Origin of the sequence: Curtobacterium sp. USHLN213 (assembly GCF_037144815.1) — a bacterium.
GTDB lineage: Bacteria > Actinomycetota > Actinomycetes > Actinomycetales > Microbacteriaceae > Curtobacterium.
Genome location: NZ_JBBCYQ010000007.1, coordinates 116360 through 131036, shown reverse-complemented (window position 1 = coordinate 131036; position 14677 = coordinate 116360). Strand labels below are relative to the sequence as shown.

Annotated in this window: 17 protein-coding genes; 8 read left to right on the top strand and 9 right to left on the bottom strand. The window is 65.2% G+C overall.

Features of this window, described 5'->3' with window-relative positions; all coding sequences use genetic code 11:
* Positions 1–12 precede the first annotated feature (12 nt).
* The 5 genes from WFH25_RS11400 to WFH25_RS11380 all read right to left on the bottom strand — a co-directional run bounded on the left by WFH25_RS11400 (position 13) and on the right by WFH25_RS11380 (position 3605).
* A complete protein-coding gene (locus WFH25_RS11400) occupies positions 13–1005 on the bottom strand; it encodes an IS481 family transposase (protein WP_336697755.1) in 993 nt (330 codons plus the stop codon).
* Positions 1006–1080: 75 nt separating this feature from the next.
* Entirely contained in the window at positions 1081–1572 is a 492-nt protein-coding gene (locus WFH25_RS11395; protein ID WP_336697754.1) for an aldo/keto reductase, read from the bottom strand.
* A gap of 58 nt (positions 1573–1630) precedes the next feature.
* Positions 1631–2584: an NADP-dependent oxidoreductase gene (locus tag WFH25_RS11390; RefSeq protein ID WP_336697753.1), complete on the bottom strand. Its 954-nt coding sequence runs from the start codon at positions 2582–2584 to the stop codon at positions 1631–1633.
* 58 nt (positions 2585–2642) lie between these two features.
* Positions 2643–2783 (bottom strand): hypothetical protein, encoded by a 141-nt coding sequence (locus WFH25_RS11385; protein WP_336697752.1) that lies wholly within the window; start codon positions 2781–2783, stop codon positions 2643–2645.
* Positions 2784–2918: 135 nt separating this feature from the next.
* On the bottom strand, positions 2919–3605 hold the full coding sequence (locus tag WFH25_RS11380; protein WP_336697751.1) for an NADPH-dependent F420 reductase: 687 nt from the start codon (positions 3603–3605) through the stop codon (positions 2919–2921).
* A gap of 167 nt (positions 3606–3772) precedes the next feature.
* On the opposite strand from WFH25_RS11380, the gene WFH25_RS11375 reads away from it, so the two are divergent.
* Complete coding sequence (locus WFH25_RS11375) at positions 3773–4696, top strand: helix-turn-helix transcriptional regulator (RefSeq protein WP_336697750.1); 924 nt, start codon at positions 3773–3775, stop codon at positions 4694–4696.
* A gap of 61 nt (positions 4697–4757) precedes the next feature.
* On the opposite strand, the gene WFH25_RS11370 is transcribed toward WFH25_RS11375, so the two are convergent.
* Positions 4758–5117, bottom strand: coding sequence for a VOC family protein (locus WFH25_RS11370; protein ID WP_336697749.1), 360 nt, complete (start codon positions 5115–5117; stop codon positions 4758–4760).
* A gap of 200 nt (positions 5118–5317) precedes the next feature.
* Between WFH25_RS11370 and WFH25_RS11365 the strand changes: the two genes are divergently transcribed.
* From WFH25_RS11365 to WFH25_RS11345, 5 genes are all read left to right on the top strand, one after another.
* On the top strand, positions 5318–6103 hold the full coding sequence (locus tag WFH25_RS11365) for an SDR family NAD(P)-dependent oxidoreductase (RefSeq protein WP_336697748.1): 786 nt from the start codon (positions 5318–5320) through the stop codon (positions 6101–6103).
* Between the two features lie 206 nt (positions 6104–6309).
* Positions 6310–7011 carry an NADPH-dependent F420 reductase gene (locus tag WFH25_RS11360; protein WP_336697747.1) on the top strand — a complete coding sequence of 234 codons (702 nt, stop codon included), beginning with the start codon at positions 6310–6312 and terminating at the stop codon, positions 7009–7011.
* Between the two features lie 276 nt (positions 7012–7287).
* Positions 7288–7632: a carboxymuconolactone decarboxylase family protein gene (locus WFH25_RS11355; protein WP_336697746.1), complete on the top strand. Its 345-nt coding sequence runs from the start codon at positions 7288–7290 to the stop codon at positions 7630–7632.
* Positions 7629–8030, top strand: coding sequence for a (R)-mandelonitrile lyase (locus WFH25_RS11350; RefSeq protein ID WP_336697745.1), 402 nt, complete (start codon positions 7629–7631; stop codon positions 8028–8030). Before WFH25_RS11355 ends, WFH25_RS11350 begins: the two co-directional genes overlap by 4 nt.
* 124 nt (positions 8031–8154) lie before the next feature.
* On the top strand, positions 8155–9342 hold the full coding sequence (locus WFH25_RS11345) for a DNA alkylation repair protein (protein WP_336697744.1): 1188 nt from the start codon (positions 8155–8157) through the stop codon (positions 9340–9342).
* A 303-nt stretch (positions 9343–9645) separates the two neighbouring features.
* On the opposite strand, the gene WFH25_RS11340 is transcribed toward WFH25_RS11345, so the two are convergent.
* Together WFH25_RS11340 and WFH25_RS11335 are read right to left on the bottom strand one after the other, a co-directional pair.
* On the bottom strand, positions 9646–10356 hold the full coding sequence (locus tag WFH25_RS11340) for an NADPH-dependent F420 reductase (protein WP_336697743.1): 711 nt from the start codon (positions 10354–10356) through the stop codon (positions 9646–9648).
* 35 nt (positions 10357–10391) lie between these two features.
* Positions 10392–11606, bottom strand: coding sequence for an MFS transporter (locus WFH25_RS11335; protein ID WP_336697742.1), 1215 nt, complete (start codon positions 11604–11606; stop codon positions 10392–10394).
* 215 nt (positions 11607–11821) lie between these two features.
* Between WFH25_RS11335 and WFH25_RS11330 the strand changes: the two genes are divergently transcribed.
* Positions 11822–12655 (top strand): NAD-dependent epimerase/dehydratase family protein, encoded by an 834-nt coding sequence (locus WFH25_RS11330; protein WP_336697741.1) that lies wholly within the window; start codon positions 11822–11824, stop codon positions 12653–12655.
* 48 nt (positions 12656–12703) lie between these two features.
* Positions 12704–13576, top strand: coding sequence for an aldo/keto reductase (locus WFH25_RS11325; protein WP_336697740.1), 873 nt, complete (start codon positions 12704–12706; stop codon positions 13574–13576).
* A gap of 54 nt (positions 13577–13630) precedes the next feature.
* Here the strand turns inward: WFH25_RS11325 and WFH25_RS11320 are convergent, their stop codons facing one another.
* Positions 13631–14554, bottom strand: coding sequence for a helix-turn-helix transcriptional regulator (locus WFH25_RS11320; protein ID WP_336697739.1), 924 nt, complete (start codon positions 14552–14554; stop codon positions 13631–13633).
* Positions 14555–14677: the final 123 nt, after the last annotated feature.

Sequence of the window (14677 nt, the reverse complement as noted above, 5' to 3'; positions counted from 1 at the left end):
GCAGCGATTCGCCTAGCTGTGATGTCCAGGCAGGTTGTTGAGTCTGATGGTGGGTGGTGCTCCGATGGCGGAGTGGGTCCTGTGGTGATTGTAGAAGTGCAGCCAGCCGGGAAGCGCTTGGCGGCGTTCTGCTTCTGATCGGTAGAACCGTGCATATGCCCATCCCTCGCCGAGGGTGCGGTGGAATCGTTCGATCTTCCCGTTTGTCTGGGGCCGATATGGGCGGGTCTTCTTCGGTGTGATGCCGAGCGCCGCGCATGCATCAGCCCAGGCGTGGGACTTGTAGGCGGAGCCGTTGTCCGAGAGCACCCGCTTGACCGTGACACCGCGGTCGGCGAACCACGCGACGGCCCGTTGGAGGACACCGATCGCGGTGACGGCCTTCTCGTCGCCGTGGATCTCGGCATAGGCCACGCGAGAGCAGTCATCGATCACTGTGTGCACGAACGCCGTGCCGATCTTCCAATTGCCGTTGACGGTCTTCCCAGTCCGCAGTGCCGTGGCTGCTTTGTGCTTGTCGCCCTGCTGCTTTCCGACGAACCGCCAGCCACCGCCGTCAGGGATGTTGCCGAACTTCGTCACGTCGACGTGGATCATCGCGCCGGGAGTGTCGTGCTCGTAGCGCCGGATCGGCTCCCCGGTGACCCGGTCAATGTGGGACAGCCGGTTGATGCGACACCGCACCAGAACGGCGTGCACCGTCGATGCTGGCAGCCCCAGCTCGCCACCGACCTGCACCGGCCCGAGGCGACGCCGCCACCGTGCTTTCACGATCCGTTTCACCAGCGGCGGCGGCGTCTTCGTTGGTATCCGGTGCGGACGACTGGACCGGTCCGCCATCCCGGCTGGTCCTTCCGACCGGTATCGGGCAGCCCATTTCCGGGCCGTGATCGGCGACACCATGAACATCTTCGCCGCGGTCGTCGCGGGCCATCTGTCTTCGACGATCAGCCGGGCAAGACGGAGACGAGTGCGCGGAGTCAGCACAGCGTTAGCGTGGACCATGAAGGCCTCCTGGCTCGTGGAACGGTTCCTAGACAGCTCCACTCCACTACCGGGAGGCCTTCTTCAATCAGCGCGTCACAGGCCGGCGTCCAGGAGCTCCTGCACGTGGTCAGCGTTGAAGTTCGAGACGCCGATAGCGCGCGCCTTCCCGGCCTTCTGAAGCTCGACCAGACCGCGCCACTGGCTCAGGCGCTGCTGGGCGTTGAAGGGGGCGTGGATGAGGTACAGGTCGACGTAGTCGAGGCCGAGCTTGTCGAGGCTCTCCTCGATCGCGGCGACGGTCACTTCGGTGCTCTTGTACGTGCTCTCGCCAGACCCGGGCCAGAGCTTGGTGGTGACGAAGAGGTCCTCGCGGGAGAGTCCGTTCGCTGCCAGTCCGCGGCGGATCCCCTCGCCGACGCCACGCTCGTTCTGATACACCTCAGCGGTGTCGATGTGCCGGTAGCCGACCGTGATGGCAGTAGCGACGGCGTCTGCGGTCTCGTCGTCCGGGATGAGGAAGGTGCCGAACCCGAGCATTGGAATGGCAACGTCGTCCGTAAGGGCGCGGCTGGTCTGAGCGGTCATGGGTGGTTCCCTTCGTCAAGGTTGATCCGACTCCGCCGTGGTGGGTGTGGTCGTGCGGTTACGGGCGGAGCACAATCTTGCCGCGGGTGTGGCCACCGCTGATCGCTCGGTGCGCCTGCGCGGCGTCTCTGACCGCGAACGATTCCGACACCACCGGGAGGATGACGCCGTCGCCCGCGAGGGCGGTGACGGCTTCGAGCCACCCGCGGTCGATGTGGACGTGCGTTGCGGCGAAGCGGACGCCGGCGGTCTCGGCGGAAGATGCCGCGTCGGCGGCACCGCCGCCCAATGCGATGAGGATGCCGTCCCGGCGCACCGCTCCGAGCGCGCGTGCGAGTGAGGGTGCAGCGAGGTTGAATGCGACGTCCACCGGGCGTTCGGCTAGGGCTGCCATGGCGTCCTGATCGTGGTAGTCGACGGTAAGGTCAGCACCGAGATCACGGAGCCAGTCGTGCTTACCAGCGTCTGCGACGGCAATGACCGTCGCTCCAAGGTGGCGAGCGATCTGCACCGCGAGGTGTCCGACGCCGCCGCCCGCGCCGGTGATGAGGACCCGGTCATCCGTGGTCAGGGTCGTGGTGTCCGTGAATGCCTGCCACGCGGTCATCGCCGCCATCGGCAGGGCCGCTGCTGCCGCATCGGATAGCGCCGCAGGTGTGCGCACGAGGTGCTCCGCCTTCGCCACGACATGCTCGGCGTAGGTGCCGCCATGATGTGGGAAGCCGACCAGGCCAAGGACGCGGTCGCCGCGCGCGAGGTCGTCGACGGCGGTCCCGATTGCCTCAACGGTTCCTGATACATCCCATCCCGGCGTGTATGGCGTGCTGATGATGCCGGCCGCTGCCATGCCGCCACCGGCTCGGGTCATGACGTCGATGGTGTTGACGCTGGCGTAGCTGACGCGGAGGAGAACCTCATCGTCCGCGAGGTCAGCGGCCTTTGGCGTGCGAACGTCTTCGAGGTGCAGCGTTTCAGGGCCGCCGAACTCGTTTTGGACGATGCGCTTGCTCACGTTCTTCTCCCATTGGTGTGCAGTGTGTTGGAGGAAGCCCGGTTATTGCCGGGCTTGGTCAGCTGATGGCGTCGATATCGGCGAAGCGGGTCCGGGAGAACGTCCAGACGAGCAGGTTCGCCGTGGTGACGCTGAGTGCAGCGATGACGACGGCGTCGCACTCGCTGAGGGACCAGAGAGGGCCTGCGGGTGCCAACACGGCGCCCCCGAGAAGAATGGGCGACCACGATTGCGGTGTTAGGGCGACTGCGGGACCGGTCAGCGCGAAGATCGGCGATGTGGCTGCACCGCTGGGGCACGGAGGCGGCGCCGCCCGTGCCCTCAGCGATTGAGGTCAGTTGTGGACGATCGCGATGTTGACGTTCCAGGTGTTGAGCAGGCCGGTGAGCTGGAAGAAGAGGCGGGAGTACATCTCGGCACCGCGGGCGGAGGTGATTCCTCCGAGGTCGATGATGGCGTCGGTGGGCCAGCCGAACGATGCCAGGAGTTCCACGACGGTCTGCTTCGCGGCCGCGTCGTCACCAGAGACAAAGATGTTGTGGTGGCCGGGAATTGTCTCGGGGGCGACCATGATGCCAGCGAAGACCGTGTTCAGGGTCTTGACGACCTTCGCGTCGGGGTACGCGCGCTGGATCTGCTCAGCGAGGCTGTCCTGGTTTGCGACCGTCAGCGTCGGCGGCATACCCTCGGACAGGTCGAGGGGCAGCGCGACGTCGACGAGGGGCTTCCCGGCGAGGTCCTCGGAGCCGACGGATGCAAGGACATCCAGCGACACCTGACCGGAGGTGGCGTTGATGACCAGGTCGGCGTCCGTAGCGACGTCGGCGAAGGCGCGCACCTGCACGGCCGTGTTGTCCTGTAGCCACTGGCTGAGGGGCGCGTTACCCATCTGGTCGGCGTCGGTGCGAGCGAGGGTCTGCTCGACGTTGCGGGTGCCGAGGGCGACCTCGTGGTTGAGGGTCACGAGCTTCGCGGCAAGGGTCCGCCCGACCATGCCGGTACCAAGGATTGCGATCTTCATGCGATGTCCTTCTTCTTTCTTGATGGTGATGCGCAGCAGCGGGACGCCGCCGCGTCATCGTCGTACGACGATGAGAACACCGTTGAGAGGGGCCGGACCGGGTCCGCTGAACCCGGGTACTGGCAGACCCCCCGCTACGGGCCCCGTCCCGGGGTAGCCTCCCCGGCATGGAACTGCCGACCGAGCTGCGCGACTTCCTCGTCTCCCGACGCGCCCGTCTGACACCGCAAGACGCCGGGATCCTGCCATTCGGTGGACGTCGTCGCGTGCCGGGGCTCCGCCGGGAAGAGCTGGCACATCTCGCGGGGGTCAGCGTCGACTACTACACCCGCTTCGAACGGGGCCGCACGAAAGGCGTGTCCGCGGAGGTCGTGGAAGCGATCGCTCGAGCGCTGCAGCTGAACGAGGTGGAGCGAGAACACCTGCGGAACCTGGTTGATGCGGCCCGACCGAAATCACTTGCCGCTGCACCGCGCCGCGGGACGTCCCGGACCATCCCGGACGGGATGCAGGAGGTACTTGACGCGTTGGCGGTACCGGCGTTCATCCAGAACGACCGCATGGATGTGTTGGCGTTCAATGCGCTCGGCCGGGCGCTGTACCCGGAGTCCGGATGCCGAGACGGCGGTGTGCTGAACTTGGCGTTGCTGTTGTTCGTCGATGAGCAAGGGCAGACATTCTACCGAAACCGCGACCTGGCCGCCCGGAACACGGTGGCGGTGCTCCGCGGCACGGTCGCACGAAACCCCGACGATGAGTACTTAGTGAACCTCATCGGGCAGCTGTCCACGAAGAGCGCAGACTTCCGGGCGCTGTGGGCAGGACAGGAAGTTCTGAAGTACCGGGCAGGGATCAAGCAGTTCACTCATGATTTCGTCGGTGACGTGGAATTCACGGCGCAGACCTTCGACGTCCGGACCGCGCCGGAGCTGATGCTCGTCGTGTACGGCGTCGCTCCCGACTCTCGGACCGATGAGGCGATGCGGCTGTTGGCCAGCTGGTCGGCCGCGCCTGCAGAACTCCGCAACGTCGAATCACCCGCTCCGGACGGTGGTCCGCTCGACGTAGATCGCTCGCTGCGCCGAGACTGAGGCCACTGCGCGCCCGATTGCAGCGACCCCGAACCGTGCTCAAGCGCTTCAGCTGCTCAGTTCAGACGACCCACTGCACGAGGCGGTAAGTGACGCCATTGCCGTCGGTGAGTAGGACGAAACGCTCACCTGACGCCATGGTTTGCGGCTCGGAAGCAGTGATGGCGTGATCGCGGAGCCGCTCCCAGTCAGCGTCGACGTCTTCAACGATCAGTCCGATCTGCACGCCCGTAAGCGCACCCGATGCGCTGGCCTTGGAGCGCGTGAAGATGATGCGCACGTCGATGCTCGGATGGGTGAAAGCGGCGAACGTGGCGTCGCTGGCGATCGGGGCAAAGCCCAGATGTTCCGCGATGAACGCCGAGGACGGGGCCAGATCGGGGACATCGAGGACAACGGCGGGAGATGCATACGTCGTCATGCCCGCACCTCCCTGTAGTCGGTCGACGGGTTGCGCGGCGCTGCCAATGTGCAGTGGCGGCTGATGTCGGTCATCGCTGTCCCTCCGGTGATGGTCGACCAGTCGCCGACACGCAGTCACCGTCGCACAAGCGGCGTGATGCAAGGGAGGGTGCAAGAGACCCACCTCTAGGCGTCCGCGTCGCGCTTAGCGTCGAGATCATGACTGAGAACCTCACTCTCCACAACGGCGCCGTCGTGCCTCGTACCGCCGTCATCACTGGTGCCGGCCGCCGGGAAGGCCTCGGCTTCGAAACAGCCCGTCAACTTGGTGAGCAGGGCTTCCACGTCATCCTTACGGCCCGGTCCCTGCAGCAGGTTGAACCCCTCGCCGCGGAATTGAACGCGGACGGGATCGCAGCGTCGGCGCTGCAGCTCGACCTGCTCGACCCGACCAGCGCCACCGCTGCCGCAAACGAGGTGCGCGAACGGTTCGGCACGGTCGACGTGCTCGTCAACAACGCCGCGATGATGATCAACTCACCGACGGTGCAGCAAAAGGACATCGAGGAACTCACCCGTGAGTTCCAGACCAACGTCATCGGCACCTGGACCGTCACCGCCAAGTTCCACCCCCTGCTCGCTGCCAGCGGTCACGGTCGAGTTGTGAATGTCTCCAGCGGTGCGGGATCCTTTGGAGACCCCGACTACGGCCTCGCCGACTTCCCCGGTGCCGAGATGGCAAAGTTCGGAGCCACCGTCATCGGCGCATACGCGATCACGAAAGCCGCCGTCAACGCATTCACCATCAAAGCGTCGAAGGATTTCGCTGACGACCACATCCTGGTCAACTCCGTCTGCCCCGGCGTGGTCGCCACGCGCCCCGGAACGGAGAACTTCGCCCGGCCCGTTCACGACGGCGCGGCAGGGATCGTCTGGGCAGCCACCCTGCCCGATGACGGACCCACCGGCCTCTTCTTCCGCGACGGCCAGCAGCTGCCCTGGTAAAGCATTCCCATCATCATCAGCAGCCCTTCAATGTGTCCACTGCTGCCCGCTGTTGAGCACCGCTCCGGGCTGGAAGCGCACAAGCAGACATGCACGTTGTATCAGGGGAACCACCTGCGCCGGGGTCTGAACGGCAAACTCAGCGTCCGATTCGGCGCCCCGGGTGGTCCCAGAACGACAGGTCCACGATCGAAAGGAACATCAGCATGGAGATTGCTGTCATCGGGACCGGCATGGTCGGTCGCGCATTCGCGACCCGCCTCGCCGGACTCGGCCACGACGTCGTCATCGGCACCCGCGATGTCGAGCAGACTCTCGCTCGCACCGAGCCGGACGACCGAGGAATTCCCCCGCTCTCAACATGGTTCGCGGACAACCCAGATGCGCGCTTGGTCGCGATGGCCGACGCCGGTGCGCATGGGGAACTGATCATCAACGCCACCCTCGGCGCCAACGCGATCGAGGCGTTGACGCTCGTCGGCGCGGACAACCTGGCGGGCAAGGTCCTCCTCGACATCTCCCTGCCGCTGGACCGCACCGAGGGCTGGCCACCCGGGCTGAGCATCGTCAACGATGACAGCCTCGGCGAGCTCATCCAGCGCACCTTCCCCGACACCCGCGTCGTGAAGTCGCTGACCACCGTCCAGTACGAAGTCATGCTCAACCCAGCGCGCCTTCCCGGCGACCACCTCATGTTTGTTGCTGGCGACGATGCGGACGCTAAGGCCGCCGTGACGACGCTGCTTGAAGAGTTCGGGTGGCGTCCCGGTGGTCTGTTCGATCTCGGGGGTATCAGCGCAGCCCGCGCCATCGAGATGTACTCGCGTCTGCAGTTCACTCTCGCCGGGTTTTACCCCGACTACCAATTCAACATCGCCCTGGTGCGCCCAGCGGCGGATCACGCTTGACAGTCACACCGGCTGTCTTCAGGGCACTGCCCCCATCATCGGTGTCACCAAGCCGGACTACATCGATGGGATCGCCGCCGCGCGCCGCATCGAACTGACCACCATCGAGCTCGCTGACCTGGAGACACTCGCCGACGCAGCAGGCGTGGACACCCGCGCCGGCTGGGAACAGGAGATGTGACGCTTCATCGCCCTCACCGTGCACGCTCGCCACTACGAAACGTGCACGGTGAAGGCGGCAGTCCAGACCACCCGTACGACCCACCGGGAGTCCCCATGACCGAACAATCGCGTCAGATCGGCGGCGGCCGCCGCACCCTCGGCGACTTCGCCCCGAAGCTTGCCGAGCTCACGGACGACGTCCTTTTCGACGACGTCTGGAACCGTCCCGAACTGCCCGCCCGTGACCGCAGCCTCATTACCGTCGCTGTTCTCACGGCTGGTGGCGACCTCGAACAGCTCCGCCTTCACCTTGGCCGAGCGCTCGAGAACGGCGTCACCCGCGACGAGCTCACCGAAGCAATCACGCACGTGACCTTCTACGCTGGCTGGCCAAAGGGCATGGGCGCCATGGCTGTTGCACGAGAGGTACTCGACGCGAACCAGGAGCACACCCGATGAATATCGAACCCGTCAATCCATCGACGAAGAATCCACCGGAGCAGTTCGTCGGCGACGTCTGGCTGGACATGATCGCGGTGCCACACGAGGACCGTCAGCATATGACCGTCGGTTTGGTCCGCTTCGCCCCGGGCGCCCGCACCGCTTGGCACTCCCACGAGCGTGGCCAGTACCTCTACGTCACGCAAGGCATCGGAAGGTTCGGCACCCGCGACGGGCAGATCGTCGAAGTGCGGCCCGGACAGACGCTCTACACCCCGCCCGGGCAGGAACATTGGCACGCTGCCGCCCACGGCACCTTCATGGAACACATCGCCATGACCGAGAACGGCGACGAACCCAAATCCACCACCACCTGGGCTGAACACGTCACCGACGATCAGTTCAACGGGGCGTGACCAAGGCCATGGGCGCACCCGAAGTGACTCTGCCTCGACGGCAAAGTCGCTCCGGATGGATGTCCGCTGTTGTGCTTGATGCATCAGTCGAGCGCGGCGCGGGGAGGGAAGGGGTGCAGCACGGATGCCATTCGCAGATGAACTGATTGGAAGAAGCGTCGCACGACGCCTCGCGGACGTGGTTGCCGCTGTCCTCGAACGGCCCGCGGTCCATCTGACGGCTGCGACGGCTCAGCTGGATGACCTCACGCTTCGCGCACGCGCCGACCTCCTGCGCGACGCTCTACTGCTCGATGTGGGCGGGACCTATCCGACCCTGGCTGATGTCGTACGGCAGGCGTCGGCCGACCCGCGGTTCACGGGCTGGCTGATTTGGCCCGTCACCTCCGCCATCGCGACCCGGGCTGCCGACGACGGCACCATCGACGCGTTTGATGATGCAATGCGATCACTGGCAGAGCTGACATCTCGTCTGACGTCGGAGTTCGCGATCCGCACCATGCTCCGGATCGATGCAGCGCGCGCGGTAGACACGATGAGCGGATGGACCGGCTCGGCGGACGAGCATGTTCGCCGCCTTGCCTCGGAGGGCAGCCGTCCGTTCCTGCCGTGGGCGGTTCGGGTTCCGGCGCTTCTTGATCAACCAGATACCACACGTCGAATCTTGGACGTGCTGTACCGAGACCCCAGCGATTACGTCCGTCGCTCGGTCGCAAATCATCTAAATGACCTCTCCCGGATCGCTCCTCGTCTTACGCTACAGATCGCCTCGTCCTGGCTTCATGAGTCTGACGAAAACACTATGGCAGTGATTAGGCACGGCCTTCGTACCTTAGTCAAGAAAGGAGACTCTGAGGCACTGGCACTTCTCGGATTCTCCGGCGACAGCCTGCGTGTGGAGACTCCTATCCTGTCTTCCTTTGTGGTCCGACCTGGCGACGCGCTGATCTTCGAAGCTGTTGTTCACAACGACGGCGTAGATGAGGCACGCGTTGCCGTGGACTACAAGATTCATTACCAGAAAGCTAATGGGTTGACCGTGCCGAAGACGTTCAAGTTGACCGTTGCTACGATTGCCCCTGGGGAGGCCCTGCAGGTGCGGAAATCACATTCCTTTCGAGAGCTGAGCACTCGCCGTCACTATCCAGGCGAGCATGCCGTCTCGGTGTCGGCAAATGGTGTCCTCAGCGAAGCCGCGGCCTTCGATGTTGTCGACCTCGCGTCGTCTCCCGCGCGGCACACGATCGACGGTGCAGTGGAAACACCGGGTGTGACGATCCTGCCGACAGATTGTCGTCGTGCGACGGAGTAGCGGCGTACTGCTCCGGGCCACCGAGCGATATCGAACGCTTGAAGTCGTTCGATGTTGCGCACAACCCACGACCAACAATCCTGGGTAGTGGGCGGGTGGCTCTGTTGCCAGGAAGGCTTCGACCGCCGACCGTAGGTTTCCAGGCGTAGTCCCGTGCAGCGGTCGGCCGACCGCTGGCGACCGGTCGAGGTGGCGATTCCGGGCTGCGTCGAGGGTCGCACTCCGAAATCTGCGCACGTGCCGGCGGACTCGGGCGGGGCTCTCGCTTAATGAAACGCCGTGAGAGCCGCGTCCGGGCTCCGGTTATCGTTCGGAGCGCACGATTCGCAGATTGAAGTCCCAGGTCTGCAGGGTGCGCGCTAGCTCGTAATGCAGCCGCGAGTACACCTCGATTGCGCGCGCGGCGCTCAGCGGCCCGAGGTCGGTGACCCAGTTTGACGGCCACCCGAGAGCGCTCAGGACCTGTCGGACTGCTGTCTTGGCCGCTGGGTCGTTGCCGGCGATGAACATGTCGTGGGGGCCGATGAGGTGTTCTGGCGCGATCATCAGCGAGTAGGAAACGCTGGTGAGTGCCTTCACCACCGCCGTTGCCGGGAAGGCGCGTTGAATCTGTTCGGCGAGGCTGTCAGTGTTCGCGATCGTCAGAGTGGGAGGGGTTCCGCCGGTGTAGTCCAGCGGCAAGCTTGCGTCGAGCAGGGGCTTGTCAGCAAGGTGCTCAGCGCCGGCCGCGCTCAAGGTATCCAACGATTGGATCCCGCGCACCGCGTTAATGACAACGCGTCCGGCTGCCGCTGCGTCCGGGAGCGGAAGTAGCTCCACCTGCTGATGTTGGTCGTGCCACCAAGCAAACGGGGTGGTGCCACGATCGTTAGTGCTCGTGGCGGCGAGAGTCTTGCGTGGATCGCGCGACCCGAGAACGACCCGGTTTCCTGCGGTGGTCAGTTTCTCCGCCAGAGCGCGAGCAACTTTTCCCGTTCCGAGGACGGCGACCGGCCCCTGGGCTGCTTCAGGCACGCTGACGGTCGATGAGGTGCCTGCTGCGGGCCCGGTCATGCGGCGCGCCGCATCCGGGTGACTGCGATGGCAGTGAGGACTGCGGCCGCGGCCGCGATAGCACCGACGAGCGGCGGCCCTTGTGTACCGAGACCGGAGGCGAGTGTGGCCCCACCAAGCCAGGACGCCGCCGCGATCCCGATGTTGAACGACGACGTTGACAGAGCAACGGCGAGAGTGTTCGCGTCGCCGACGCTTCGGACAGCCTCATTCACCACGATCGCAGCCACCGACAGGCCAAACGCGCCGAGAAGGACGAACAGGCCGATCACAACCGGCGCGATACCTCCCCAGATGACGATGCCCGCCGATGTCAAAGCAATCAGGGCACCCGCGGGGGTCAGGACAACGAACGGCCGAGTGTCACCCAGGCGCGCTCCGACGACGGTACCCAGCAACGCGCCGGCCCCATATCCGAGCATGACGAGCGGAACAACTGAGGGGGCAATACCGGCACGTTCCGTCAGCAGCGGGGAGATGTAGCTGTAGCTCGCGATGAAACTTCCCTGCAGGAGCGCCGTCGTCAAGTAAACAACCCACAGCCGTCCGCTGCGCAGCGAAGCGACCTCGCGGCGCAGCGATGTTGCAACGGCTGCGCCACTAGTCGGGAGCTTCACCGCGAGGAGCAGCGCCGCGGCGGCGGAGAGCCCGGCAAGGACCCAGAACGGGCCCTGCCATCCGAGGAGCTGGCCGCCCGCGGTGCCCAGCGGCACGCCGAGAATATTCGCCAGCGTGACACCGCCGACCATGATGCCCATGGCCCGGGCACTAGCTCGAGGACCGGCAGCGGCTGCAGCGACGACGGAGCCGATCGCCCAGAACGTGCCTGTGCAGACAGCCGCGACGAAACGCGAGAGGAGGACGACGGTGAAGTCGGTGCTCAACGCCACGACCACATGCGCTGCCGCGAAGACCAGAAGCGCGGACACGAGCGTCGCTCGGCGCGGCAGCCGGAGGGTCGCGATCGACATGATCGGCGCGCCAAGTGTCATCCCCGCCGCGAAGACAGTGATGAGCAGGCCTGCTTGCGCCTGGGTGATGGACAGTGCCTGCGCAACATTGGGCAGCAGCCCGGCGACGATCAGTTCCGTGGTACTCATCAGGAAGGTGACTGAGCCGAGAAGCCACACGACGCCGGGAAGGCGATTCGGAGACGAGGTCGCCGCTGGGACGGTTGCGATGGGGGTGCTGGTTGTTGCTGGTGCGCTCACGAGAAGGAGACATTACGGGCGCGCGGCGCCATCAAGCCAGGACCTGTCAGGTCACCCCTTGATGCGGCAGGGCATCGATGGCTGGTTCTGGCAGACATAGTCACATCTGTGCCTGCCATCGTGTCTGCCCGCTCCGTACCGTCGATACGGCGAGCGGTTCGCTCGCTCTGTATTGCCGTGTCGCTTCCGCAGGAAGCCATGGAAAGGAAGGCATCATGCGCGTATTCATCACCGGCGGTACCGGCTACATCGGCAGTGCGACGCTCCGCGTCCTCGTCGAGCATGGCCACGACGTCGTCGCAGCGGTGCGAAGCGAGGACGCCGCCGCGAAGGTCACCGCAGCTGGCGCCAGCGCAGCCATCGGCGATCTCGCCGACGCAGCCTGGTTGCGGGAGCACCTTGCCGACAGCGACGGCGCCATTCACCTCGCGCACCTCGTGGGCGAGCCCTACGCGGTGTTCGCTGACACGGTGCTGCAGGCGTATGCCGGAACCACGAAGCCGTTCATCGCAACGAGCGGCGTGTGGATGTGGGGCGACAACACCGACATCAAGGAGACGGACCCGCTCCTGCCGCCGGCCATCGTCGCTGACCGTCCCGCGATCGAGCAGACGATTCTCGACGGTGACAACCGTTCGGTGATCATTCACGCCTCGGTCGTTTACGGCAATGGCGGAGGCCTGGTCGGGGCGCTTGTCGGGAGTCGAACCGATGAGGGCGCTGTGCACCTGATCGGTGATGGCACCCAGCACTGGGCGACTGTTCACGTTGACGATCTCGCTGACCTTTACGTGCTTGCCCTGGAGAGCGATGCAGCTGTGGGCCGCTACCTCGCCGCGTCCGGGCATAACCCGACCGTCCGTCAGATCGGCGAGGCAACGGGCTTGCCGGTCGAGATCGGCAGTGTCGAGAACACGTACGAGCGTTTCGGACCCGAGTTCGGCGACGCGCTGCTGCTCGACGAGGCCGGCTCTGGCGAGAAGGCGCGAAGCCTCGGCTGGGAGCCGCACCGTCCGAGCCCCCTCGATGAGGCCGCTGCGATCGCCTGACCGCGTTCGCCCAAAGACTGACGTGACCATCTGAAAGGACACGACAACATGACTGACTCACTCACCCTCAACAACGGCGTGCTCATGCCGGCCATCGGGCTCGGCGTCTACCAGACTCCGCCCGCGGAGACCGTCACCGCGGTACAAACAGCGCTCGAGGTGGGCTACCGCCACGTCGACACCGCCGCCGCCTACCTCAACGAACGCGAGGTCGGCGAGGGTATCCGCCGTTCCGGCGTCGCCCGCGAGGACGTGTTCATCGAGACCAAGGTGTGGATCACCGATTACGGCTACGACCAGACCCTGCACGCGTTCGAGAAGAGCGCGAAGAAGCTCGGTGTCGACCAGATCGACCTGCTCATCCTGCACCAGGCCTACCCAGCTATCTTCGACAAGACCATCGAGGCATACAAGGGCTTGGAGAGGCTCCTGGCCGACGGTGCTGTCCGGGCGATCGGCGTCAGCAACTTCGGGCCGAACCACCTGGACCGGCTGCTCAACGAGACCAGCGTCGTGCCGGCGGTCAACCAGATCGAACTGCACCCCTACAACACTCGGGCGGAGGAACGGGCGGCGAACGCCGTGCGCGGAATCCTGACGCAGGCATGGTCCCCGATCGGGGGCGTACGGCACTACAACGGTGACGAGAAGTCCCCACTCACCGACCCGACGGTCCAGACCATCGCCGACCGGTACGGCAAGAGCACCGCGCAGGTGATGCTCCGTTGGCACGTGCAGGAGGGCCGATCGGCGATCCCGAAGTCGGTGCACCGTGAGCGCATCATCGAGAACCTCGACGTGTTCGACTTCGCACTGAACGACGACGAGCTGCGACAGATCGACGGCCTCCACATCGGCGGCACGGTCGACACTGACACCCTCGACTTCGGTAGTTTCGGCATCGAGATCGACGAAGCGTAGCCCCGACGCCGACGAAACCCCCGGCAGGATGCTGCCGGGGGTTTCGGTGTCTGCTTATGCCTGCGCACCGTCCGTCGTGGTCGTCTGCGCGTCTTCGCGCTGCGTCGGCTTCGCCGCCCTCTCGGCAGATCCGGCGTCGTTGCAGGTCCAGCTGGCAAGCAGTCCGAGTGCTTGGGAAGTCGACGAGTTCGGCTCGGGCACATACACCGACATCATCAGGCCCGGCTCACCGTTGACCGCGTAGGACTCGAATGTGAAGTCGAGTTGCCCGACGAGAGGGTGCTGGTATCGCTTCACACCGTGCCGGTACCGCAGCACGTCGTGTTCAGCCCACAGCGTGCGGAAGCGAGCGCTCTGCGTGGAAAGCTCCCCAACAAGCTTGATGGTCTCGGGGTCGTCGGGCTCTGCCGTGAGAGCGGTCTTCAGCAACGCGACGCTGTTGTTCGTCGCCAGATCCCAGTCGCGGAAGAAATCGCGGGCGCGAGGGTCCAGGAACTGGTAGCGAAGATGATTGAACCGGCCAGACTGAGTTCCCTTCGCGTGCGGATAGATCGCCCATCCGATCGAGTTCGCGGCCAGCATGTCGAGTCGAGCGTTCTGCAGGAACGCCGGGACGGTGATGGCGTCGAGCACGGCCTGAGTGCCCGCTCGCACAGTGGGTGTCGGCGGGACCGGGCGACGGATGGCCCGTGTGGAACGGATAGAGCGGGTTAGCGTCATCAAGTGCTCGCGTTCGACGTCGTCGAGTTGCAACGCGCGTGCGATGGATTCCAGCACGTCGTCGGAGACGCCGGTGCTCTTGCCCTGCTCGAGGCGGGTGTAGTAGTCAGCGCTGATTCCGGCCAGGTACGCGACTTCCTCTCGGCGCAGCCCCGGCACGCGTCGTGCTCCGGAGAACGGCGGCATACCGGCCTCTTCTGGGCTCAGTCGGTCTCGCCGGGAGGTGAGAAAGCCGCGAAGCTCTGCCTGCAGATCCATGCCAGAAGGGTACGTCCTCGGGTGCGGTCTGTACCTAGCACTGTCGGAACCATGTTCGGCAGGTCTACGTCAACCCAGGCCTGCCACAACCGCTCGGACCGCAGTCGAATGGATGCAGCGGTT

Bases quoted from the DNA above. Each gene is read 5' to 3' on its own strand.
- WFH25_RS11330 (WP_336697741.1), top strand. From the start codon at position 11,822: ATGCGCGTATTCATCACCGGCGGTACCGGCTACATCGGCAGTGCGACG.
- WFH25_RS11355 (WP_336697746.1), top strand. From the start codon at position 7,288: ATGACCGAACAATCGCGTCAGATCGGCGGCGGCCGCCGCACCCTCGGC.
- WFH25_RS11370 (WP_336697749.1), bottom strand. From the start codon at position 5,117: ATGACGACGTATGCATCTCCCGCCGTTGTCCTCGATGTCCCCGATCTG.
- WFH25_RS11400 (WP_336697755.1), bottom strand. From the start codon at position 1,005: ATGGTCCACGCTAACGCTGTGCTGACTCCGCGCACTCGTCTCCGTCTT.
- WFH25_RS11380 (WP_336697751.1), bottom strand. From the start codon at position 3,605: ATGAAGATCGCAATCCTTGGTACCGGCATGGTCGGGCGGACCCTTGCC.
- WFH25_RS11360 (WP_336697747.1), top strand. From the start codon at position 6,310: ATGGAGATTGCTGTCATCGGGACCGGCATGGTCGGTCGCGCATTCGCG.
- WFH25_RS11350 (WP_336697745.1), top strand. From the start codon at position 7,629: ATGAATATCGAACCCGTCAATCCATCGACGAAGAATCCACCGGAGCAG.
- WFH25_RS11375 (WP_336697750.1), top strand. From the start codon at position 3,773: ATGGAACTGCCGACCGAGCTGCGCGACTTCCTCGTCTCCCGACGCGCC.
- WFH25_RS11345 (WP_336697744.1), top strand. From the start codon at position 8,155: ATGCCATTCGCAGATGAACTGATTGGAAGAAGCGTCGCACGACGCCTC.
- WFH25_RS11325 (WP_336697740.1), top strand. From the start codon at position 12,704: ATGACTGACTCACTCACCCTCAACAACGGCGTGCTCATGCCGGCCATC.
- WFH25_RS11320 (WP_336697739.1), bottom strand. From the start codon at position 14,554: ATGGATCTGCAGGCAGAGCTTCGCGGCTTTCTCACCTCCCGGCGAGAC.
- WFH25_RS11395 (WP_336697754.1), bottom strand. From the start codon at position 1,572: ATGACCGCTCAGACCAGCCGCGCCCTTACGGACGACGTTGCCATTCCA.
- WFH25_RS11365 (WP_336697748.1), top strand. From the start codon at position 5,318: ATGACTGAGAACCTCACTCTCCACAACGGCGCCGTCGTGCCTCGTACC.